This window comes from Acinetobacter sp. TWP2-2-3, assembly GCF_049896445.1.
Taxonomy (GTDB): domain Bacteria; phylum Pseudomonadota; class Gammaproteobacteria; order Pseudomonadales; family Moraxellaceae; genus Acinetobacter.
Genome location: NZ_JAFCUI010000005.1, coordinates 114,447 through 137,967, shown reverse-complemented (window position 1 = coordinate 137,967; position 23,521 = coordinate 114,447). Strand labels below are relative to the sequence as shown.

General features: G+C 42.5%; 20 protein-coding genes and 1 tRNA gene. 11 read left to right on the top strand and 10 right to left on the bottom strand.

The genetic code is table 11. From position 1 onward, the window contains the following. Positions 1 to 168 precede the first annotated feature (168 nt). On the top strand, positions 169 to 3,063 hold the full coding sequence (locus ACP7AK_RS09110; protein ID WP_425879677.1) for a valine--tRNA ligase: 2,895 nt from the start codon (positions 169 to 171) through the stop codon (positions 3,061 to 3,063). A gap of 47 nt (positions 3,064 to 3,110) precedes the next feature. Here the strand turns inward: ACP7AK_RS09110 and ACP7AK_RS09105 are convergent, their stop codons facing one another. The 5 genes from ACP7AK_RS09105 to ACP7AK_RS09085 form a co-directional block, all read right to left on the bottom strand. Continuing rightward, entirely contained in the window at positions 3,111 to 3,287 is a 177-nt protein-coding gene (locus ACP7AK_RS09105) for a hypothetical protein (RefSeq protein ID WP_155237102.1), read from the bottom strand. 101 nt (positions 3,288 to 3,388) lie between these two features. Next, complete coding sequence (locus ACP7AK_RS09100) at positions 3,389 to 3,781, bottom strand: hypothetical protein (RefSeq protein WP_425879674.1); 393 nt, start codon at positions 3,779 to 3,781, stop codon at positions 3,389 to 3,391. Between the two features lie 221 nt (positions 3,782 to 4,002). After that, complete coding sequence (locus tag ACP7AK_RS09095) at positions 4,003 to 4,377, bottom strand: endonuclease domain-containing protein (protein ID WP_425879672.1); 375 nt, start codon at positions 4,375 to 4,377, stop codon at positions 4,003 to 4,005. A 260-nt stretch (positions 4,378 to 4,637) separates the two neighbouring features. Beyond that, positions 4,638 to 5,681 carry a hypothetical protein gene (locus ACP7AK_RS09090; RefSeq protein WP_004646241.1) on the bottom strand — a complete coding sequence of 348 codons (1,044 nt, stop codon included), beginning with the start codon at positions 5,679 to 5,681 and terminating at the stop codon, positions 4,638 to 4,640. A 143-nt stretch (positions 5,682 to 5,824) separates the two neighbouring features. Continuing rightward, the gene (locus ACP7AK_RS09085) at positions 5,825 to 6,511 is read right to left on the bottom strand and encodes a carbonic anhydrase (protein WP_425879784.1); all 687 of its coding nucleotides are present in this window, start codon (positions 6,509 to 6,511) and stop codon (positions 5,825 to 5,827) included. Between the two features lie 483 nt (positions 6,512 to 6,994). Between ACP7AK_RS09085 and ACP7AK_RS09080 the strand changes: the two genes are divergently transcribed. Further along, on the top strand, positions 6,995 to 7,672 hold the full coding sequence (locus ACP7AK_RS09080; protein WP_004279384.1) for a DUF421 domain-containing protein: 678 nt from the start codon (positions 6,995 to 6,997) through the stop codon (positions 7,670 to 7,672). Here the strand turns inward: ACP7AK_RS09080 and ACP7AK_RS09075 are convergent. The 3 genes from ACP7AK_RS09075 to ACP7AK_RS09065 all read right to left on the bottom strand — a co-directional run bounded on the left by ACP7AK_RS09075 (position 7,669) and on the right by ACP7AK_RS09065 (position 11,041). Beyond that, a complete protein-coding gene (locus ACP7AK_RS09075; protein ID WP_425879669.1) occupies positions 7,669 to 8,370 on the bottom strand; it encodes an HAD family hydrolase in 702 nt (233 codons plus the stop codon). The two genes, ACP7AK_RS09080 and ACP7AK_RS09075, sit on opposite strands and share 4 nt — an antisense overlap. A gap of 147 nt (positions 8,371 to 8,517) precedes the next feature. Continuing rightward, positions 8,518 to 9,666, bottom strand: a complete 1,149-nt coding sequence (locus ACP7AK_RS09070; protein WP_312584714.1) for a porin — start codon at positions 9,664 to 9,666, stop codon at positions 8,518 to 8,520. Positions 9,667 to 9,802: 136 nt separating this feature from the next. Then, on the bottom strand, positions 9,803 to 11,041 hold the full coding sequence (locus tag ACP7AK_RS09065) for an MFS transporter (protein WP_425879666.1): 1,239 nt from the start codon (positions 11,039 to 11,041) through the stop codon (positions 9,803 to 9,805). A gap of 137 nt (positions 11,042 to 11,178) precedes the next feature. Between ACP7AK_RS09065 and ACP7AK_RS09060 the strand changes: the two genes are divergently transcribed. The 5 genes from ACP7AK_RS09060 (at position 11,179) to putP (ending at position 15,936) form a co-directional block, all read left to right on the top strand. Beyond that, entirely contained in the window at positions 11,179 to 11,808 is a 630-nt protein-coding gene (locus ACP7AK_RS09060) for a 1-acyl-sn-glycerol-3-phosphate acyltransferase (RefSeq protein ID WP_425879664.1), read from the top strand. 63 nt (positions 11,809 to 11,871) lie between these two features. Continuing rightward, positions 11,872 to 12,789 (top strand): patatin-like phospholipase family protein, encoded by a 918-nt coding sequence (locus ACP7AK_RS09055; RefSeq protein ID WP_425879662.1) that lies wholly within the window; start codon positions 11,872 to 11,874, stop codon positions 12,787 to 12,789. Positions 12,790 to 12,891: 102 nt separating this feature from the next. After that, a complete protein-coding gene (locus ACP7AK_RS09050) occupies positions 12,892 to 13,365 on the top strand; it encodes an NfeD family protein (RefSeq protein WP_005104688.1) in 474 nt (157 codons plus the stop codon). Between the two features lie 12 nt (positions 13,366 to 13,377). Next, the gene (locus ACP7AK_RS09045) at positions 13,378 to 14,232 is read left to right on the top strand and encodes an SPFH domain-containing protein (RefSeq protein WP_004279377.1); all 855 of its coding nucleotides are present in this window, start codon (positions 13,378 to 13,380) and stop codon (positions 14,230 to 14,232) included. Between the two features lie 213 nt (positions 14,233 to 14,445). Further along, on the top strand, positions 14,446 to 15,936 hold the full coding sequence (putP, locus tag ACP7AK_RS09040) for a sodium/proline symporter PutP (protein WP_044111220.1): 1,491 nt from the start codon (positions 14,446 to 14,448) through the stop codon (positions 15,934 to 15,936). An 81-nt stretch (positions 15,937 to 16,017) separates the two neighbouring features. On the opposite strand, the gene ACP7AK_RS09035 is transcribed toward putP, so the two are convergent. Both ACP7AK_RS09035 and prpF read right to left on the bottom strand, forming a co-directional pair. Next, complete coding sequence (locus tag ACP7AK_RS09035) at positions 16,018 to 16,923, bottom strand: polyprenyl synthetase family protein (protein ID WP_425879659.1); 906 nt, start codon at positions 16,921 to 16,923, stop codon at positions 16,018 to 16,020. 224 nt (positions 16,924 to 17,147) lie between these two features. Then, on the bottom strand, positions 17,148 to 18,338 hold the full coding sequence (gene prpF / locus ACP7AK_RS09030; protein WP_425879657.1) for a 2-methylaconitate cis-trans isomerase PrpF: 1,191 nt from the start codon (positions 18,336 to 18,338) through the stop codon (positions 17,148 to 17,150). Between the two features lie 332 nt (positions 18,339 to 18,670). Here prpF and ACP7AK_RS09025 point away from each other — a divergent pair, with 332 nt between their 5' ends. The 4 genes from ACP7AK_RS09025 (at position 18,671) to ACP7AK_RS09010 (ending at position 23,499) form a co-directional block, all read left to right on the top strand. Then, positions 18,671 to 20,026: an amino acid permease gene (locus ACP7AK_RS09025; protein ID WP_425879655.1), complete on the top strand. Its 1,356-nt coding sequence runs from the start codon at positions 18,671 to 18,673 to the stop codon at positions 20,024 to 20,026. An 88-nt stretch (positions 20,027 to 20,114) separates the two neighbouring features. After that, positions 20,115 to 20,190: transfer RNA gene (locus tag ACP7AK_RS09020), tRNA-Arg, on the top strand. A gap of 337 nt (positions 20,191 to 20,527) precedes the next feature. Continuing rightward, entirely contained in the window at positions 20,528 to 22,030 is a 1,503-nt protein-coding gene (locus ACP7AK_RS09015) for an outer membrane protein transport protein (RefSeq protein WP_184413590.1), read from the top strand. Between the two features lie 317 nt (positions 22,031 to 22,347). After that, positions 22,348 to 23,499 carry an OmpP1/FadL family transporter gene (locus tag ACP7AK_RS09010; RefSeq protein WP_005247011.1) on the top strand — a complete coding sequence of 384 codons (1,152 nt, stop codon included), beginning with the start codon at positions 22,348 to 22,350 and terminating at the stop codon, positions 23,497 to 23,499. The last annotated feature ends 22 nt before the right edge of the window (positions 23,500 to 23,521 follow it).

Sequence of the window (23,521 nt, the reverse complement as noted above, 5' to 3'; positions counted from 1 at the left end):
TCCTTTTTGATATGCTGCGATGAGTCGCGTTTTTTTATCGTTCTATCATACGATGAGTTGCTATACATGCCAATTGGCTAAAGTTTGCATTTGGTTAAGCTGCCGCACGCACTATTTTTTTTGCTACAATAGATGCAATTTTTCATTCACTTTTGATCTGTTTAGACTATGACTGACTCAGCGCAAAATATCGCGACAACCTACGATCCGACCGAGATCGAGAAAAAATGGTACCAAACTTGGGAAGAGCGTGGTTACTTTAAGCCGTCTGAAAAAGGCGAATCTTTCTGTATCATGATTCCGCCACCAAACGTCACTGGTAGCCTGCACATGGGTCATGGTTTCAACAATGCCATCATGGATGCCTTGACGCGTTTCAACCGTATGTCTGGTAAAAATACGCTTTGGCAACCGGGTACTGACCACGCAGGTATTGCAACGCAAATGGTGGTTGAGCGTCAGCTGGGTGCACAAGGGGTTAGCCGTCATGACCTGGGTCGTGAAAAGTTCATCGAAAAAGTCTGGGAATGGAAAGAACAGTCTGGCGGTAACATTACCCGTCAAATCCGTCGCTTAGGTTCTTCGGTTGACTGGTCACGTGAACGCTTCACGATGGATGATGGTTTATCAAACGCAGTAAAAGAAGTGTTTGTAAAACTTCACGAAGAAGGCCTGATCTACCGCGGCAAACGTCTGGTGAACTGGGATCCAAAACTGCAAACTGCCCTTTCTGACCTGGAAGTTGAGTCTGATAAAGAAGAAGCAGGTTCACTCTGGCACTTCAAATACTTCTTTGAAGACAAATCATTGCGCACGCATGATGGTAAAGATCACATCGTAGTAGCTACAACACGTCCTGAAACACTACTTGGTGATACAGCTGTTGCCGTTGCACTTGATGATGAACGTTATACGGATCTGGTGGGTAAAAACATCATCCTGCCAATCACTGGTCGTGCGGTTCCAATCGTTAAAGACGAATATGTCGATAAAGAATTCGGTACAGGCTGTGTGAAAATCACCCCTGCGCATGACTTCAATGACTATGAAGTAGGTAAACGTTGCGAATTGCCAATCATCAACATCTTCAACAAAAATGCTGAAGTTCTTGCTGAGTTTGAATACATCGCGAAAGCGGGCGAACAAATTTCTAAAACCATCCCTGCACCTGCGGACTACATTGGTTTAGAACGTTTTGAAGCACGTAAAAAACTGGTTGAACAAGCAGAAGCTGAAGGCTGGTTAGACCAAATCCAACCTTATACATTGAAACCCCCTCGCGGTGACCGTTCAGGCGTGATCGTTGAGCCGTTATTAACAGACCAATGGTATGTAAAAATCGCGCCTCTTGCGAAACCTGCCATTGAAGCGGTTCAAGACGGTCGTATCAAGTTCGTACCTGAGCAGTACAGCAACATGTACATGGCGTGGATGAACAACATCCAAGACTGGTGTATCTCGCGTCAATTATGGTGGGGTCACCGTATCCCTGCTTGGTACGATGCGGAAGGCAGTGTTTATGTTGGTCGTGACGAAGCTGAAGTTCGGGCGAAAAACAATATTCCTGCCGATGTTCAATTGAACCAAGACGAAGACGTACTGGATACATGGTTCTCTTCAGGTCTCTGGACATTCTCAACCTTAGGTTGGACTGGCGACGAAGCAAAAGACAAAGAAAACTACTTCCTGAATACCTTCCACCCGACAGAGGTACTGGTAACCGGTTTTGACATCATCTTCTTCTGGGTTGCCCGCATGATCATGCTGACCATGCACTTCATGAAGAATGAAGATGGTACGCCTCAAGTGCCGTTCAAGACTGTGTACGTTCACGGTCTGGTACGTGATGGCGAAGGTCAGAAGATGTCTAAATCGAAGGGTAACGTGCTTGACCCATTAGACTTGATTGATGGTGTGGATCTTGAAACTTTAGTACAAAAACGTACCACAGGTTTGATGAACCCGAAACAGGCAGCGAAGATTGAAAAATCAACCCGTAAAGAATTCCCTGAAGGAATTCAGTCTTACGGTACCGATGCAGTTCGTTTCACCTTCTGTGCGCTTGCCAATACTGGTCGTGACATCAAGTTCGACATGAAACGTGTTGAAGGCTACCGTAACTTTGCCAACAAAATCTGGAACGCAACGCGTTTCGTGATGATGAATGTCGAAGGTCAAACGATTGGTTCAGAAGCACGTCAAGACCTTTGGGAGTTGCCTGAACAATGGATCGTAAGCCGTCTGCAAAAAGCGGAACAAGCGGTGCAAACAGCATTTGCAACCTACCGTTTAGACCTAGCTGCGCAAGCGATTTATGAATTCATCTGGAATGAATACTGTGACTGGTATGTTGAGTTAACCAAACCGGTTCTGAACGATGAAAATGTGTCTGAAGAGCGTAAAGCTGAAGTACGTCGTGTTCTTCTTTCGGTAATGGAAGCGTCTTTACGTTTAGCTCATCCGTTAATGCCGTACTTGACTGAAGAAATCTGGCAAACACTTGCGCCGAAACTTGGCATCACTGGCGAAACTATTATGTTGGCGCCGTACCCTGTTGCTGAGCAAGCATTGATGAATGACCAGGCTGAAGCAGACATGCAATGGCTGCAAGGTTTGATTGGTGCGGTACGTAACATCCGTGGTGAGATGGGTCTAGGTAATGCTCGTTTGTTGCCTGTTCTTTTGCAAAATACGACTGAAGCTGAAAAAGCACAGATCACACGTATTGAAGCATTGTTCAAAGCATTGGCAAAAGTTGAAAGCATTACTTTCCTTGCTGATGGCGAACAACCACCATTGTCTTCTTCATCTGTCGTTGGTCACGTGTCTGTATACGTTCCAATGAAGGGTTTAATTGACCCGAAAGCGGAATTGGGTCGTCTTCAAAAAGACTTAGACAAGGTTCAAAAGCAACATGACCAAATTGCAACTAAGCTCTCTAACGAAGGTTTTGTGGCAAAAGCACCTGCAGCTGTGGTTGAAGGTGAGAAAGTGAAACTTGCTGAGTTTGCTGATCAGTTAGCGAAGATTAAAGCGAATATGGAGCAAATTGCAGCGCTTTAAGGCTGTAGTTTGATTCAAAAAAATCCCCTCTTAGTGAGGGGATTTTTTTAATTCCAATATGTTTGGATAATTTCTTTTATCCAATTAAATAGCGGAACTATTAATATTACTAACACCTGCTGCCAATATCGCAAACTTTCTGGTTGCTCATTAATAATGATAATTGGCTGAGATTTAACAACCTTAGTTCTTTTTTTAGCTTTTGACTTTTTACGTCTAGCCATAAATTCTTTACCTTCTAAATAGAATTTTGGACTACACGTCTGAGTTTTTTAATGATATGCCCCAAACGTGTAAATAAATACAGTTTGGTCATAGGAGTTACTCAAGCAGAGATAGAAAGATTTTTTTGAATTGAAAAATTACGAGTGGTTATAAAAATAATTGGTAAAGCTACTAATAGAATAATTTTAAAGAATGTTTGTAAACTTACCGATTCATTACCCTTTAAGGATTTTGAAAAAAATTTAGAAACTTCTCTATTGATATAGTGATAAAGGAAAGTATCTAAATCAACGAGAATGCCTATTTTTGATAATAGATTGTGATACATCTTTTGGAAATGGGCAAATATAGTTCTTTCACGCTCAGTATTACCTAGACGTGATAAAACACCTGCTAATATATCTAATGCGAGTTTTAACTTACTATTTCTACTGGGCAACGAGGAACTACTATTACTACCATCCTCAAAATCATCCCAACTCAATATCGACATATTTATACCTTTTTATTCTAAGTTTTAATCATATAAATCCATTAAATGTAATGTCAAATTAAAAACACTATATATAGATAATTTAATAATTAAAAACACTATATATAGTAAAAGATCAATTACCCTCACCCCAGCCCTCTCCCCGAGGGAGAGGGAGTGTCATTGGATTTAATGCCTGCATGAATTTAGTAATGAATATTCCCTCTCCTTTTAGGAGAGGGTTAGGGAGAGGTCTGCTTTAATTCAGTACATACTTGCCATAAATGCTCTAAAATCACATCCGTCCTTCCTAAAACATCATGATTCCAATACCGTACAACAGTTAAACCCACAGCCTCTAAAAACTTGGTTCGTTCAACATCGTATTCAATCGCATCATCTGTTCCATGCTGACCGCCATCCAGCTCAATGACTAAACCAATTTCATGACAGTAAAAATCCAAAATGTATGGTGCAATCACGTGCTGACGACGGAATTTCAGATTCATAAAACGTTTGGCACGAAGCAGTTGCCACATCAAGTTTTCAGCATCGGTGGTGGTGTGGCGCATGGATTTGGCAAATTGTAATAGTTGGGGATCGAATTTTTTATTCATAGGCTTATGTTTTTATTATTTTCTTTAGATTATCAAATTTTATAACCTCTCCCTAGCCCTCTCCTAAAAGGAGAGGGAACGTTCATTATTAAATTAATTGATGGCATCTAATCAGTTACGACTCCCTCTCCCTCTGGGAGAGGTGAATCTTAAAATAGCTCTCACCCTTGCGCACTCAGAATATATTCTGAGGATGCTCATCTCCTAACAGGAGAGGGAATTTTCATTATTACATCTAGAGTTATTATACGAATAAGAGATTAAAGCATCCCATGCCTTAAAAACATCTCCAAGCCACTTACCTTTTTGATATACATCAGGCGTTCTTTTTCTACTTTAATCTGCTGTTTGATGGCTGAAGTATCTTCATCGATTTGCTTATACAGGTCAGCAATCTGAACTTTGCCTTTCGCCTTTTTTACTGCAATTCTGGTTTTTTGTGACCAGACTAATCTATGTATCAATACATCGATCTGATCTTGTAATTTCTGACTCTGTGCATCCAAAGCGAGTTGATAAAACTTGAGTTGCTCTGCACTTAAACCTTTTTGTGAAACATCCTGATCTTGTTCAATTTGTAGTTGCATTCTTAGTAACGTAAACAGGTCCTGCTCTGCATACGCCTCGTTGGCACGTTGCAATAATTCAGTTTTCTTGATTTTTTTGACATCATTCACTTCACGGTCAGGGTGAATGATGGCAGCAATTTTTAAATAAACGGTTTTCAATGACTGCTCTGCCATCGCTGCTGCCTGTTCCTGTTTTTCCTGCTGGCGTTTTAATCTGGCCTGCTCACGTGCCTGCTGAAAATGATCTGATTCCCATTCTTCAAATACTTCTACATCTGCAAGATCTGAGGGATGCTCATTCTTAAAAAATGTTTCCAGTTCATTTACTTTCTTTTGGCTTTTTCTGAATTGGGCATGTTCGGCACGTTGCTGATAGTAAGTGAAGATTTCATTCACTTTATGAGCTTGTTGCACCGACATTGCCTGAGAGTCTTTTAGATAATTTGCAAGGTATTGAATCTTTTCATCCAGCACCACCAGTTCTGCCTTGGAAAATGTGGTTTCCTGCAGGTGCTTCCAGAGCTGTTCCAGCTGCTTGAACAGTACGCCATGCAATTCATGGTAAACTGGCATGAAGGTTTTATGGGTATATTGCTGCAGATCTTCTTCAGCCTGTTGCCATTGGTGTAATTCCTGTTTCTGTTGCTCGATTTTATCAATCAGATGATCCAGCTTCTTCTGCTGTGGCGAAAGCGCTGTGAATGGCTGAATCATGGTTTTTAAGTCAAAGAGCATGGCAGGAGAAGGTCAAAGAAGAAATAATATCCATATTAAATCTTTCAGCTTTCGTCACAAAGTCCTTTTCAGTGTGCCCTTTCGAAATTTGTATCAGAATTAAAAAAAGCAGACCAAAGTCTGCTTTTTCGCTCTCATATTGATTATTCCAGCACTACACGGCCATTCAAGGACTGTACCGGACGGTTATTTGGATGCCCCATCAGTTTGGTAAATTCCGAAATCTGCTTGGCAGAAGCCTGCTGAATATCTTTCAGAATCAGCCAGCGTACGCCTTCCGAACACGGAGGTGTGGTCAGCGAGCCGCTAAAGCGATAATAATCCAGATTCTTAGGCAACATCTGATTCACCGCTTGTGGCGTTTTCAAAACCACTTTTTCACCCTGTTTTTTTGGTAGGCGACTCCACATGCGTTTGAGCATCTGACTTTCCTGTCCCTGTTCAAACATCATCCCCACCACAGCCAGCTCACCTTTGGCATTGGCATGGACAAAGTGGATTTCCAGTGGATAGCTTTTACCCTTGATCAGGTTTTCACTCGGGCTGTGCAAATGAAACTGCTTCAGTACAAAGGTATCGCCATCCAGCTGCAATTCACCACCTTGCGCAAAATCCACCTGAACGGTATGACCTTTATTTTCGATCGCATGAATCATGGTGTTATAGCTGAACTTGAGTGGTTCCAGTTCTGCTTTCACTGTTCGTTCAATATTGATTGGTGACTGGTTCAGACCATTACAGGCCGAATATTTCTGGCTCAAAGTCGACCATTGCTCAGGCTGAGTATAATCCCAATCCGCATCTGCCCAGACCGCTGTACTTAAACCCATAACCGTTAAAAGCGTGAATATTCTTTTCACAATACATCCCTTGTTGGAAGTCAAAATCACAATTTCTAATTTAAAAACAGTTTATTAAAGTAGTGTAATCACTCTATTTTTCAGGCCACAAACTACAGATTTTTATAAAGATGAAGTGATTTGCTTACAAATTTCTAAACACTCCTAATTATTCAAAACACATTATTCAGAATATATATTGATAAATTTCAAATGGATAATACTTTTATAGATTTAAAAATAGACAGTAGAGAATGTGATCTTCTTCAAATTTAATCTGCTGATTTTTTATGCATTATTTACATGAAATCTCTATCTTATTTTCAATAGATCAAATAGCTAGATTTTTAAGTTCAAGCTTCTTTTTTAAATAGAATCTACCTTTATTCATAAACTTACATAAACACAGCAGCAAATAAAATACTGATATTGCTAGACTCGAGCCAAAGAGCAAAATGAGGATAAAGAATTTAAATGGACTGGGCGACCATATTTATAAATGACACCACCTGGGAGTTTACCGCAGAAATTTTGCTGCGTTGTGCCCTGATGTACACGATGATTATCCTGTTTTTGCGTCTGACCGGAAAACGTGGGGTACGTCAACTTTCTATCTTCGAAGTCGCTATCATTTTGAGCTTGGGTTCGATTGCCGGCGACCCGATGTTTACTGAAGATATTCCCCTGATTCAGGCAGTTCTGGTGATGTCGGTGATTATTATCATGTACCGCCTGACCACCTGGCTCATGATGAAATATCAGTGGTTTGAAGACCTACTGGAAGGTAAACCGATTTATATCGTAGAAGATGGCGTGCTGGTCGTTGAAGAAATTAAAAAAGGTAAGATGTCACATGATGAATTCTTTGCCGAAATGCGCCAGCAAGGCGTAGAGCATCTGGGTCAGGTACGCACCGGTTTACTGGAAACTGACGGTAAGTTCAGTATCCTGTTCTTCAAATCGGATGAGGTTCGGCCTGGGCTGCCACTTTTCCCTAAAACCTGTTCTATAGTCCAACAGGTCAAGGCTGGGCAATTATATGCCTGCATTTACTGTGGACAGGTACAAACCCTTTCGCATGCCAACCAGCAATGTCCGCGCTGTGATTCTTCGCAATGGGCCGAAACGATTGACTGTTTAAGAATAACTTAAGCCTGATTCAGTAACTGCAAATGCGCAAAAATTTCCGGCAGTTGCTGAATTTTATATTGGATATGTTCAGCATCTGTATGAAAGCCTTGCATCCATAATGCATGCATTCCGGCCTCTGTAGCTCCTTGTACATCATTAATTGGATGGTCGCCAATATACAGGCACTGTGCAGGCTGCACACCTAGACGCTCTGCAGTGATCTGGAATATTTCTGGCTGTGGTTTGTTAAAGCCTACTAGTCCCGAACTGATGATCTCATCAAAATAAGGTTCAATACCCAAACCCCGAATCGTATTTAAACGGGTGTCATGTCCGCCATTGGATACAATTGCCAGTTGATAGCCTTGGGATTTTAACTGCTCTAGCACCTGCTTGGCATCGGGCATTTCTACGGCGAAACGGCCAAACTGGCTGAACCAGAATTGGGCCAGTTCATCTATGCTGGGAGGATTTAACCAGGATAGCTCCTGCAATAAGGCATAAGCAGCCGAAGCCCCGATACTGCCATGTGTCAACAATTCCTTTTTCGGATAACCGCCATTATCAATGCGCCTTACAATCTCGATAATTTTGTCAGACTCGACCTGTTTCAATGCTGGCGCATAATATTCTGCCAGATAACGGCTATAGGCTTGTGTCGTCAGATCACGATGGGTCAAGGTATTGTCGAGGTCAAATAAAACAGCTTGAATAGGCATAATTTTTAAAACGAAGTGCTGAAACTTTCAATCATGTTAACAGTCCAAAACTTGTTAGATCAGACATAAAATTGCTAAGTTTTGTTGTTTTAAGCATAAAAAAAGCGATGCTAAAGCATCGCCTTTTCTTAGAGTACAAAATCTAAATTAGAATTTGTATTCAACACCTGTACCTACGACTGGCTGATCCGTTTCATTTGAACCTTGTTCTAACATTAGGTAGCCCGCATAACCATATGCTTTCACCTGCTTGCTGAATGCATAGTCTGCACCAACTAGAATTTGTTGAGCTTCATAATCAGCTTTGGCAGTAGTAAATTCAGTTGTGCTTTGACTATATTGACCTTTTACTGTCCATGCTTTTGCTGTTGGCAAATTGTATTCAGCTCCAATTAACCAAGCTTGTTGATCATCAATAGCTCTGATTGATTCAAGCCAAGTTACTGAAGTGTCATTGTCAGCATTTGCTGTCTCTTCGACTTCTGAAACTTGATAAAGTGCCTTAAGTGCTAAACCATTATCTAAATTTACTCGGCCAATCGCACGGATCGTATTTGCAGCAGCAAATACACTACCTGCGGCTCCACCTGTTACTTCTGGAGCAGATGCATTCAAAATACCGCGACCAGCAAAATTTGATGGAATTGCTTTATCGTAACCAAGACCTAAAACAACTGCTTTGCTGTCATATACTACAGATGCTGACCATGCATCACCCAAGCCACGACCTGCAACTTTAGAACCGCCTTTAGACGAGCTAATACCACCAGCTTCACCCGTAGCTAATAGTGCAGTTGCTTTTAGTTTACCTTCACCGACTGCAAAGCCAGGAGCTTCATAGACGACAACATTATCGATACGGTTTTCACCGGTAAAGATACCTGCCATATCCGCTTTATTTGCAACATAGTTATTGAAAGTATCAACTACTGAAGAAAGCTGTTTTACAGGCGTATCGATTTTACCTAGTTTTACTGTACCTAACTTTTCATCTTTAAGACCGACTAAAAGATTACGCGGTACAAATGTATCTGTACTTCCACCATTGTCTACATAGAAGGTAAATTCAGCTTGATAAAGCCCACTTAAACGGTCAGTAAGTTTCTCCTCACCTTTTAAACCCAAGAATGAATTATTAGTATTCAGTTCAATAACATCGCGATCAGACACAGGTGAAGCATTGTCTTCAGGTAAATAATCAACTGTGGCATCAATCTCACCATAAAAAGTTGGTGCTGCAAAAGTTGTCCCCGCCAAAAGGCTGAATGCAATTGCTGTCGCTAACTTAGTTTTCATCAAAAAAATCCTTAATTTATTTTGTAACAAATAATACACACGGCGCTTATATTACAAAATTATTAAATTAATATTTATATATTCTATTTAGTACTTTAGGCTAACATTTAACCAAACAGTTGATTATTTAGAAATTTTATACTTTTTCTGCAACTTTCATCCATCGGAAAATTGGAATTAGACTGAAAATTGCCACGATCACGATCAGATTCAGATAATTTTGATAGCCTAAAGCATCTCCAAAAATGCCACTCAGGCTATAAAGTCCCCCACTCACCGTGGCCATCAGAGCAACCTGAAAGGTAAAATCTGTCCCTGCCAGATGCTTACGGCTGTATTGCATGACCAAGGTCAACATGACCACCAAAAGCATGGCTGAGACCATGTCTTCGGCCGCATTGATCAGATAAATGATCCAATTTTCTACTTTGTTTTGAGCTTCATACTGGGCAGCCAGCCAGGCGTAGCCCATTAAGCTTAATATTTTTAGAATTGAGAAAACGATCAAACTCGAGCTGCGAGACCAGTACTTCAGACACCAGCCCGCCAGTCCTGCTCCAATCAAGGCAGCCAAGGCTCCCAGCATGGTGATATAAAGGCCAATCTGGCTAAAGCTCAGTCCGAGATCTACCATTAAAGGTTTTAATAAAGGCCCGGATAAACCATCGGCGATTTTAAAGGTCAATAAAACCAGTAACCAGACAGCCAAGGTTGAATCCGACCAGAAGTATTGAAAATAGGTTTTTATATTGCTGAATGCAGGTCCTTTATCAGCTGGCGTGATAATTTTTGAATGCTGAGGTTCTCTAAAAAATAAAATGGGTAAAGTATTAAGAAAAACCAGCGCAGCCAGCAACAGAAAGGTACTTTGCCATTGCAGCAGATCCAGCAACCATAATATTGCCCCACCTCCGACAATAAATCCCAATCGTGAACCGATGACCTGAAAGGTATTGCCCCAATGCTGTTGCTCATGATTCAGAATGTTAACCGCCAATGCATCGGTGGCAATATCCTGCGTCGCACCAATACCATTCATCAACAAAAGTATGATAAAAAACAGCAGTAAATACAGCGGCTGATTCAAAGCCTGAATGGGTAGAAAAGAAAGTCCAATCAAGACAGCAACTGACAGCCATTGCAAGGGAATAATCCAGCTACGGTAATGACCTTGGGATTTCTTCCCATAACGATCGACCCAAGGTGCCCAGAATATTTTAATCGACCAAGGCAGCATTAACAGGCCAAAGCCTCCGATATGCGCCAGCGATACCCCTTCAGCTCGCAGAATGACCGGCAAGGCATGCGTCATAAATCCGACCGGAAGCCCCTGTGCCCAATATAGGGAAAACAGTAAAATATAGGTATTCCGCATATTTAGGCTAAGTCCTTAAGGTGAAAATGCATCACCAGCATTTAAGATGCTATACATTTTGCCAATGATCCGGATTTTACAACAGTCTAATATAATAAAAAATAAAGAAAAATTAGTTTCAGGAAGGGACAAAAGCAATGGCCCAAATACGTTTCCCCCAACTCCCGCAGCATGTGCCAGCCCGCGGCAGCAAGCTAAGCCGGACTTTTTTCAGGCAGCTTTTTTTGGCCCAAGGCTGGCGTCTAGAAGGCGAATTTCCAGACTTACCTAAAGCAGTCACGATTATTTCACCGCACACCTCCAATATTGATGCCTGGCTCGGTTTTAACGCCCTACTTGGTCTTGGTATTCAGATTACGATTTTTGGTAAAGACAGCCTGTTTCGTACACCGCTAAAATCGGTTCTGGAATGGATTGGTGTGGTTCCGGTGGTACGTGATAGTCCACAAGGACATACCCGACAGATTGTAGACATCATTGAAAAATCAGAACAGATCTGGGTCGGTATGGCACCGGAAGGTTCACGTAAGGCACCGGATAAAATTCGCAGCGGTTTTTATCATATTGCCAAGGCAGCCCATTTGCCGATTGTGATGTTTTCCTTTGATTATGATATCAAGACCATTCATATCCTGGGCGTATACCATCTGACCGGTGATTATGAATACGACCTGGAACAGATTTATCAGCATTATCAAGGTAAATTCTCGGCCAAAAATCTGGACTGGGTGGCCAAGCCGTTACAAAAGCTTTTGAAAAAAGACTAGGCAAATACGCCTTTTTTTGATGTGATAGCCTGAATTTTGTTGATTTAATCACCAGTTTTTATAATGAAATTAGCTCGTTATGCCTTAATTGGCTGCCTTGGTTTCAGTCTTGCAGCCTGTGACAAAGCCACTAAAACACCTACGCCTGCCACGCCATTAAAAGCCCGTGAACCTGTCGTCGCCATTGCCCTCGGTGGCGGCGGTGCCAAAGGTTTTGCCCATATTGGCGTCATTAAAGTGCTCGAATCACACGGCATCAAACCGAAAATCGTCACCGGTACCAGTGCCGGTAGTTTTGTCGGTAGCCTGTATGCCAGTGGCAAATCGCCTTATCAGTTACAGCAGATTGCCCTGAATTTTAAAGAATCTGATATCCGCGATTTAACCTTGAACCGGCAAGGGATTATTGCCGGACAAAAATTGCAGGATTTCGTCAACAAGAATGTAGCGAACAAACCGATTGAGCAGTTCCCGATTCGTTTTGCGGCAGTCGCCACTCGTCTGGACAATGGCCGCAAAGCAGATTTTATTAAAGGCAATGCCGGACAGGCGGTCCGAGCCTCCTGTAGTATTCCGAATGTATTTGTACCGGCCGTGATTAGCGGTACCAAATATGTTGACGGCGGACTGGTCAGTCCGATTCCGGTCAAGACGGCCAAAGATATGGGAGCAGACATTGTGATTGCTGTGGATATTTCTGCCCGTCCGGATGGTAATAAAGCCTTGAATATGTGGGGCGTACTGGATCAGACCCTAAATATTATGGGACAGCAAAGTATTAATGAAGAGCTGAGTCAGGCCACTGTGGTGATCCAGCCTAAAGTCGGCCATATCGGCACTTTAGACCTGAAAGCCAGCAATGCCACCATTCTGGAAGGTGAAAAGGCTGCTCAGCTGAAAATCCGTACTATTGAAAAAGCCATTAGCAACTTTAAGCAGTCGCCAGCGGCATTTAAACCGCCACGTCCGGCAAAATTTTGATGCATGAATTTTTTATATTCATCTGCGGCCGCATCTGCTACATTGAAGATCAATCATATAAAGATGATGATTAATTAAATACTTAGCGATATAGGTCACGATATGGAATTAGTTCTTGAACCTTGGCACTGGTTTGTATTAGGCATTCTTCTGATTCTGTCTGAATTACTGCTGCCCGCATTTGCTGCCCTGTGGTTCGGGATCGGTGCCATCATGGTTGGCGTCCTGTACTGGATGTTCCCGATGATGGGACTAACGACCCAGCTCCTGACCTGGATCGTACTTTCTGTTCTGTGTACGCTGCTCTGGTTTAAGTTTATCAAGCCACTTTCCATTGACAAGACCAAAGCCGGTCTATCGCGTGAAGCGACCATTGGTCAGGTGGGCATGGTGATTCAGACTAATCTGGATCATGGGCAAATCCGGGTGCGCTTTCCGATGCCAGTTTTAGGTTCGGATGAATGGGAATGCCGAACTCTGGACCCAGTTCAGGTCGGAGACCGCGTTCGCGTCGTGGATATTCTGGGTAATGACCTGGTCGTACAACCTCACAGCACGAATTATCAAAATCAATAAGGTGAATAAGCTATGTCTGGTGGTTCTATCATTGTTATCGCGTTTCTGGCCTTTGTTGCGATTACCATATTTAAAGGTGTGCGGATTGTGCCGCAAGGCTACAAATGGATTGTACAGCGTCTGGGGAAATACCACACCACGCTAAATCCGGGTCTGAATTTTGTCATTCCTTATGTCGATGAAGTCGCTTATAAAGTCACAACCAAAGATATCGTTCTGGATATTCCTTCACAGGAAGTGATTACCCGTGATAACGCGGTCCTGCTGATGAATGCCGTGGCTTATATTAATCTGACCACACCAGAAAAAGCCGTGTACGGGATTGAAAACTATTCCTGGGCGATTCAGAACCTGGTACAAACCTCATTGCGTTCGATTGTCGGTGAAATGGATCTGGATGATGCGCTATCTTCACGTGACCATATCAAGGCACGCTTAAAATCCAGTATTTCAGATGATATCTCGGACTGGGGTATTACCTTAAAAACTGTTGAAATTCAGGATATTAAGCCATCTATCACCATGCAAACAGCGATGGAAGAACAGGCCGCTGCTGAACGTCAGCGTCGTGCGACTGTGACTAAAGCTGACGGTGAAAAACAGGCCGCGATTCTGGAAGCGGATGGCCGTCTCGAAGCGTCACGCCGTGATGCCGAAGCACAAGTGGTATTGGCGGAGTCTTCACAACGTGCAATTGACATGGTGACGTCTGCCATTGGTGATAATGAAATTCCAGTCGCCTATTTACTGGGTGAACAGTATATTAAAGCCATGCAGGATATGGCCAAGTCGCCAAATGCCAAGACCGTGGTACTGCCTGCTGATGTGCTGAATACCATTCGTGGTGTCATGGGTCGCCCTAACTAATTTATCTTTTGACTTTATATATAGGCAGCCCGAGGGTTGCCTATTTTTATTGGCACAAGAAAATCTCAGCAAAAAATGTGAATTTATGGTTAAATTTCGCGTTTATTTTTGAAATCTACTGGATTTGATATTGCCTGGCTTTCGGATTAAAGCTTTTCGCAGCTATCTTATTCCTTGTTTCGATCTACTGTCCAACTTAAAAATGGATACCGTATGAGCTCCCTAAATCCAACCTTAATTACTTTTCTTTTCTATATTGTCGCAATGGTGGTGATTGGCCTGATGGCTTATCGCGCGACAAGCAACTTTTCCGATTACATCTTAGGGGGCCGACGTTTAGGGAGTTTCGTAACTGCACTTTCTGCAGGGGCTTCCGACATGAGTGGCTGGCTCCTGATGGGCCTGCCCGGTGCGATTTATCTTTCCGGTCTGTCTGAAATGTGGATTGCCATCGGTCTGATTATTGGTGCCTGGCTCAACTGGCTACTGGTCGCTGGCCGTTTACGCGTACATACCGAAGTCCAGCACAATGCCCTGACCCTGCCGGATTATTTCTCGAATCGTTTTAACGACCAGAAGAAAATCCTGCGTATTGTTTCGGCTTTCGTGATTCTGATTTTCTTTGCGATTTACTGTGCTTCCGGCATGGTCGCAGGTGCACGCCTGTTTGAAAGCATGTTCGACATGTCTTACAGTACCGCACTCTGGATCAGTGCCATTGCCACCATCAGCTATGTATTTATTGGAGGCTTCCTGGCAGTCAGCTGGACCGATACGATTCAGGCGGGTCTGATGATCTTTGCCCTGTTGCTGACACCAATCGTGACGTTGATGGCATTTTCAGATATGTCTCAGGTAACTTTGGCACTGGAAGCTGCTCGTCCTCAAGCAATGAATATTCTGGGTGATCTGAGCTTTGTTGCGATTATTTCTCTGCTCGCCTGGGGTCTGGGTTACTTTGGCCAGCCGCATATTTTGGTGCGCTTCATGGCAGCCGATTCGGTCAAGTCGATTCCAAATGCACGCCGTATTGGCATGACCTGGATGATTCTATGTCTGGGCGGTGCAGTCGCAGCCGGCTTCTTTGGGATCGCCTATTTCCAGCAGCATCCGGAACTGGCCGCTGCAGTGAATGCCAATCCTGAAACGGTATTTATGGAACTGACCAAAATCCTGTTTAATCCATGGATTGCCGGTGTGGTGCTTGCTGCCATTCTTGCCGCAGTAATGAGTACTTTAAGCTGTCAGCTATTGGTCTGCTCAAGTACTCTAACGGAAGACTTCTATAAATCTTTCCTGCGTAAAAATGCCTCACAAAAAGAACTGGTCTGGGTTGGCCGTTTGATGGTGCTACTGATTGCCTTGCTGGCGATCTGGATGGCGGGTAATCCTGAATCTAAAGTTCTGGGTCTAGTGGCCTATGCCTGGGCAGGTTTTGGTGCCGCCTTTGGTCCGCTGATTATCCTGTCATTGTTCTGGAAACGCATGACCTTGAATGGTGCTTTGGCCGGTATGATCGTGGGTGCAGTCGTAGTTATTTTCTGGAAGAACCTGTTTGCTGACACTGGCCTGTATGAAATCGTTCCTGGTTTTATCTGTTCAATGCTGGCGATTGTGGTGGTGAGCCTGATGGGTAAAGCACCAACAGCAGAAATTACCGACCGCTTTGAAGAAGCTGAACGCCTGTACAACGAAAGCAAATAATTGTGTAGCAACTAAAAAAGAGGACTTCAAGTCCTCTTTTTTATGGAATGCTCTTATAACTGAGAAGAAAAAATGTTCCAATCAGCTTTTGCGCGTGAGCAGGAACTGGGTAATTTGCCTCAACTCTTCCGCCCCTTCAAAATGGTTCAAGGCATTGATCGCCTGATCATGTAATTGCTCGGCATAGGCTTTGGCCTGCTCTAGCCCCATCAATGCCGGATAGGTCGATTTCTCTACCTGTTCATCCTTGCCGGCTGTTTTCCCCAAGACTTCGGTATCGGAAATAATATCCAGAATATCGTCCTGTACCTGGAAGGCCAGACCAATCGCCTGTCCAAATTCACGTAATTTAGGAATGGCCAGATCGGTGCCTTCAAAGATTGTCACCGCCGCCATCATGATCGCAGCGCTAATCAAAGCACCGGTTTTATTGCGATGAATATTTTCCAGTGCTTGCTGATCGATTTTTTTGCCTTCAGACTGCAAATCTAAAACTTGGCCATTCACCATTTTCGAAGAAGCGGTTGCCAGAATCTGCATCTGCTTCAGTACAATGGAAGCTTCTACCGCTGGCCCCTGATCAAACAGACGGCTACCCAAAATTTCAAAAGCCATAGACTGCAGGATATCACCTGCCAAAAGTGCGGTATCTTCCCCATAAGCCACATGACAGGTCGGCTGGCCACGGCGCAGCAAATCATTATCCATACATGGCAGATCATCATGAGCCAGTGAATAGCAGTGAATAAACTCGATCGCAACCGCTGCACGGCGCACTGCGGCACTATTCTGGTTAGGCTTTAATGCAGCGGTGGCATAGCATAGCGCTGGACGTACCCGCTTGCCACCCAGCATCACAACATGATGAACTGCCGACCTTAAAGGTTCCGGAATAGCAAAGGCTTCCAGAGCGGTCAATAAATCCTGTTGAATGCGGTGTTGTGCTTGAGTGAGTGCATGGGTTGATACGTCAGTGATAGATGACACATTCGCCTCGAATACGTAGTCCAGAAGAATAAAATGACAAGCGAATAAATGCCTGTACGCTGATCAGGCATTGTACCTAGAAATGCCTTGAATTTTCAGCCATAAATTGAATTGTTCTACTGAAATTTGCTATTCAACATCAAATAAGCACGTCAGAGATTTTAAACCATAAAAAACCACCGCAGAATCGGTGGTTTTATTCAGGCTAAATGTATGCACGGCATTTAAGCGAGAACATCTTCTGGTACGCGCACCCAGCCTTCCATCAAGACGCGGGCACTCCGGCTCATGATGGCCTTTTTCACTTTCCACTCACCATTTTCAAAACTTGCTTGTGCACCCACTCTCAAAGTCCCGGAAGGATGACCGAAACGCACCGCTTCACGCTCTACCCCACCTGCGACCCGGTTCACCAATGTTCCGGAAATGGCAGCTGCTGTACCAATAGCCACCGCAGCCGTGCCCATCATGGCATGATGGAGTTTACCCATAGACAAGGCCCGAACCAGAATATCGGTATCCGATTCAGTGACGGTCTTGCCACTTGAAGAGGTATAGCTACTCGGTGGTGCAACAAAGGCAATTTTTGGAGTGTGTTGTCGGGTTACGGCTTCGGCAATATCCTGAATCAGTCCCATCTGCTTCGCAGCATAGGCACGAATCGTTTCAAATTTTGTCAGGGCTGCCACGTCATTATTGATATGATCCTGAAGCTCTGTGCCCTTATAGCCGAGATCTCCAGCATTCAAAAAGACGGTTGGAATGCCGGCATTAATCATGGTCACTTCAAAGTTGCCAATATTTGGCACTTCCAAAGTATCGACCAGATTACCTGTCGGAAACATCGAACCACCTTCAGCATCATCATCAGCTGGATCCAGAAACTCGATCTGCACTTCCGCCGCAGGAAAGGTTACGCCATCCAGTTCAAAATCACCCAGCTCCTGCACTTGACCATCTTGCATCGGCACATGTGCAATAATGGTTTTCTGAATATTGGCCTGCCAGATGCGTACTGTGCACAACCCATTTTCAGGAATACGTTCGGCATCAACCAGACCATTGGAAATGGCAAATGCACCTACTGCCGCGGTCAGATTGCCACAGTTGCCACTCCAGTCCACAAAAGGACGATCAATTGACACCTGACCAAATAAATAATCGACATCATGATCAGCGTGCAGGCTTTTTGACAGAATGACCGTTTTACTAGTACTGGAACTGGCACCACCCATACCATCAATCTGCTTCCCATAAGGGTCTGGACTACCAATCACGCGCAGCAAAAGCTGATCACGAATCCGGCCCGGCTGTTGTGCTGCTATAGGCAGGTCATCCAGCTTAAAGAAAACACCTTTACTGGTGCCTCCACGCATATAGGTGGCAGGAATCTTGATTTGGGCGGCAAAACTCATGAATTATTTCATCCTTTGACTTGTCTTTGTTTTCGTACGGGTTATTCAATATTTATATTCAAAGTATAGTATGTTGAAAGCAGAACTGCTTGACTGCCAGACCTTAGTATAAAAAAACGGCATTTGTGTTTTATCCAAGAAAAAAGAGAACTCGTCAGTTACACTTTAAATAAAATTAATATATTGATTCATTTATATTTTATTTCAGTTATTTATATGAATATTTTTTATCATTCCTTCAACAATATTTCATTCTTAGGATGGACTAGGCTTCTTTAGTCTGATCAATTACAATCAGCCACTTATCATTTTCCATTGTCGGGCTGAACACTTTGAATAACGAGTCTTCACAACTTCAGCGTGGCTTAAAGAACCGTCATATTCAGTTGATCGCCATGGGCGGTGCAATTGGCACAGGCTTATTCTTAGGTTCCGCACAGGTGATCCAATCTGCGGGTCCTTCTATTATTTTAGGCTATGCCATTGGGGGCCTGATTGCATTTTTAATCATGCGTCAATTGGGTGAGATGATTGTTCATGAACCTGTCGCAGGTTCATTCAGCCATTTTGCTTATAAATACTGGGGCAAATTCCCTGGTTTCCTTGCGGGTTGGAACTACTGGATTTTGTATATCCTGGTGGCCATGACCGAACTTACTGCGGTTGCGAAATATATTAACTACTGGTGGCCTCATATTCCAGCCTGGGCATCGGTATTGTTTTTCTTTATCGTGATTACACTGGTCAACCTCGGCAATGTGAAATTCTACGGTGAATCAGAATTCTGGCTTTCCATCATTAAAGTGACTGCGGTCATCTCGATGATTGTCTTTGGCCTGTATCTGATCCTGACTGCTGATCCTTCTTCAGGCGCATCTTTTAGCAATCTTTGGACCGCGGGTGGTTTCTTCCCGAATGGTTTTGAAGGTCTGTTCTACATGCTGGCATTCTTAATGTTTGCCTTCGGTGGTATCGAACTCATTGGTATGGCGGCTGCAGAAGCTGAAAATCCGGAAAAAACCATTCCGAAAGCCATTAATCAGGTGGTGTTCCGTATTCTGATTTTCTATGTTGGTGCCTTGACAATTCTGTTGTCACTCGTGCCTTGGAATCAGCTTGAGCTTGGTGGTCTGGACAAAAGTCCTTTTGTGATGATTTTCAGTCAATTGGGAATTAGCTGGGCAGCACACTTACTGAACTTTATTATCCTGACAGCAGCACTGTCTGTGTATAACAGTGGCATGTACGCCAACAGCCGTATGCTCTATGGTCTGGCTCAACAAGGAAATGCACCTAAAGTCTTCATGAAAGTGAATAAGCAAGGTACGCCGATTCCTGCCGTATTATTCTCTGCTGTACTGATTTTTGGCTGTGTACTACTTAATTACTTCGTGCCTGAAGATGCCTTAAGTCATCTGATTTACATCGTAGTCGGTGCATTGGTATTGAACTGGGCCATGATTACCCTGACCCATCTCAAGTTCATTCAAAGCATGAAAAAGCTAGGACAGAAGACTTCCTTTCCTGCGCTTTGGTCTCCGGCGGGTAATATTCTGGTTCTAGGTTTCATTCTTACGATTCTTTACATCATGTGGACGCAAGGATTCCAGGAATCTATTTTGATGATCCCGCTTTGGATCGTGGTCATGTTCGGTCTGTTTAAGTTACTTAAGCCTAAAAATACCTAGACAACTCCTGTAGCTATGAGTCCTTAAAAGTTATTGCTTCGGCAATAACTTTTTTTTGTATTTTTTACAGTACAATAGCCTTCTTTTCGCGCCCTTAGCTTAACTGGATAGAGCAGTTGCCTCCTAAGCGACCGACGTGGGTTCGAGTCCCGCAGGGCGCACCATCCTTTCAAAATGTGATCTATACTTCAAAAAATTAGCGTTAATCTTCATATTTTTAGAATATTTTTTATACAAAAAATCATTTTTTCCTCATTATTTTATTTCTATTACTTTCAAATACTTATTTCAAAATGAGGCTATTTTTTGGTGTAAAAACTCTATTTTGATGCTTTTTTAGACTAATTAGTTTTTTCTAGAGCATTTACTCTTATTTTAATTGTGCTATTTTTGTCACATGGAGTAACAAATGATTGCGGATAAATACCCGAAATCTCCAAGAATTTAATAAGTGCAAACAACAACGCTAGATATAAATTTGTACCTCAAGGAAAGACGTAAATGAAATTAAAAACATTAACTACTGCAATGATTCTTGCAACTGTACCAATGACGGGTGCTTTTGCAGCAGCTTTAGATCGTTCAGGCCAATCTATTGCAGCCTTCCTACAACCAGGTAATTACTTTGAAGCAGGTATTTCTGTCCTAGACCCAGATGTATCTGGTAAAGAAGCTGGAACAAGTGATACTCGCCGTAATATTAGTGATATGGCGGGTGATTATTATTTTCCAAGTGCTGCTTTAAAATTTCAGCCAACCAGCAAATTTTCAGTTGGTATTTTATATGACCAACCGTTTGGAGCAGATGCTACCTATACAGGTAATAACGTATTTGTTTCCGATTCTACGAATACAATTTTAGCTCCTGACGCGTTAGCAGGAATTCGTCAAAATACAATTAATACCAACTTTAATGCGTTGACTCCAGAGCAAAGAGTTGGAGCGGCTTTACAAGCGCAGGGTGTTGACTTAACCACTCCAATTGGTCAAGCACAGTATACTGGGACTTTAAATGCGTATAATACTGTTGATGCAGTAAGAGCACAAATTGATGCTGGTGTACTTGCAGGGGTAACTGCACGCGTAGATGCTGGTTTAGCTGATGTCAACGGCTTATTAGGAACTGGTAGTACAAGCGTAGAAGTAGATACTCAAAATTTATCATTTATTGCAGGTTTCCAACCAACTGAGAATTGGAATATTTACGGTGGCGCAGTTTACCAAACGATCAAAGGTAATGTTTCATTACGTGGTCAGGCTTACAGCTTATACAATGGTTACGATACGTCTATTCCAGAAGATAGTTCTGTAGGTTGGTTAGCCGGTCTTGCTTACCAAATTCCTGAAATTGCATTAAAAGCATCTATTACTTATCGTTCTGAAATTGACCATGATGTTAATATGAATGAAAGTATTCCAACCTTACCAGCTTTAGCTTTGCTCCCAAATGGGGCAGCAGCAGCAGCAGCTATTGCAGCAGCAAGTGGTGAGACAAAAATTACTACTCCACAGTCTGTAAACCTTGATTTCCAAACAGGTATTATGGCGAATACTGTAGCTTTTGCGAATGTTCGCTGGGTTGAATGGTCTAAATTCTCAATTCAACCTTATAAATTTGGTCTAATATCAGAAGCAGTTGGCCCTATTGTGGATCGCCCAGATGGCTTCAATCTTGTTGAATATGAAGATGACCAAATTTCAGCAACTGTAGGTGTGGGTCGTAAATTTAATGATCTATGGGCTGGTAACGTATCTGTAGGTTGGGACTCTGGTGCAGGTAACCCTGTATCTACACTTGGTCCAACTGAAGGTTATTGGAATGTAGGCTTAGGTCTTCAGTACAGTCCAACACCAGCTACTTTCATCGCGGGTGGTGTTAAATACTTCATGTTAGGTGATGCAAAAGCACAAACAGGCGCGCAAGCTGGTAGTTCTGAATACGTCGCTGAATTTGAAGACAATAAAGCATGGGCATATGGCTTAAAAATGGGTTACCGTTTCTAAGATATCCTTAATAAAAAAACCACCTTCGGGTGGTTTTTTTAACTTTTTTACTCTATTTTTATTCACTTGCATATCATTCGATTATTTTGCCATCAATTAAAATTAATAAAGTTTTATTTCTTTTACACTATTTTCAATAAATCAAATTTCCTATTTTTCATACACTTGAGTTAATAAAGTTAGTATAAAAACTCTAAGCAAGCTCTTTCCTTAACCGCCTTAGTTCATTTCTTCAACAGAGCTGAGTATTTACTCTTTTTAAAATTATGTTACTTTTCCTGCACATTTTTGTTACAGATGGCATCAGGGAACGTACCATGAAGCTCAATAAAATTTATTCTGCTATTTTACTTAGCACTTTACCTCTTTCTGCAGTTCAAGCAGCTGGCCTAGACCGTTCTGGTCAATCTATTTCTGCTTTTTTACAGCCGGGTAATTATGCTGAAGCAGGTATTACTGTGATTGATCCTAGCGTATCTGGAAAATCTATTCCTCAACTAGGTAATGAATCTATCAGCGACATGGCAGAAGACTACTACTTTCCATCTGCTGCTATTAAAGTTCAAGCAACTGATAAAATATCTTTAGGTCTGATTTATGATCAACCTTATGGTGCCGATTCAATTTATCCAACAAATAATGTAAGTTTTTCACAAGTAAATCCTCTTAGTACTCAACGAGAAAGCACTCAAGTAGAAGTAAAAACTAATAACCTTACAGCTTTAATCGGTTATCAACCAACTGAAAACTGGAATTTTTATGCTGGACCTGTTTGGCAAACTGTAGAAGCTAAAATTGCATTACGAGGTGCAGCTTATGGAAATTCGGGCTATGATATTAAACTTGATGAAGAAGAAGCTTGGGGCTGGCTTGCTGGTTTCGCTTATCAAATCCCTGAAATTGCTTTAAAAGCAGCTATTACTTATCGTTCAGAAATCGATCATGAGGCAAATTCAACAGAGAGCTTTGGATTTGGAACTATTGCATCGCCTCTTTCACCAGATGTTACAGCTACAACACCTCAATCTGTAAATTTAGATCTTCAAACAGGTATTGCAGCAAATACTTTAGCCTTTGCTAACGTACGCTGGGTAAATTGGAGCCAATTTGCAGTAACACCTAATTTATTAAAATTACGCTCAGGTAGTAATTTGATTGACTACTCAGATGATCAATGGTCTGCAAATGTTGGTGTTGGCCGTAAATTTAGCGACAAATGGTCTGGCTCTGCTTTAGTAAGTTATGACTCAGGTGCAGGTAATCCTGTAACAACACTAGGACCAACCGAAGGTTACTGGGGTGTAGGTTTAGGTGGACAATATAGCCCAGCCGAAAATTACTTTATTCAAGCAGGTGTTCGCTATATGTGGTTAGGTGACGCTGAGGCTAAAGCAGGCCCTAATGTTGTAGGAGAGTTCACCGATAACACTGCAATCGCATATGGCATGAAAATCGGTTACCGCTTCTGATTTTTTGATAGATTCAATAAAA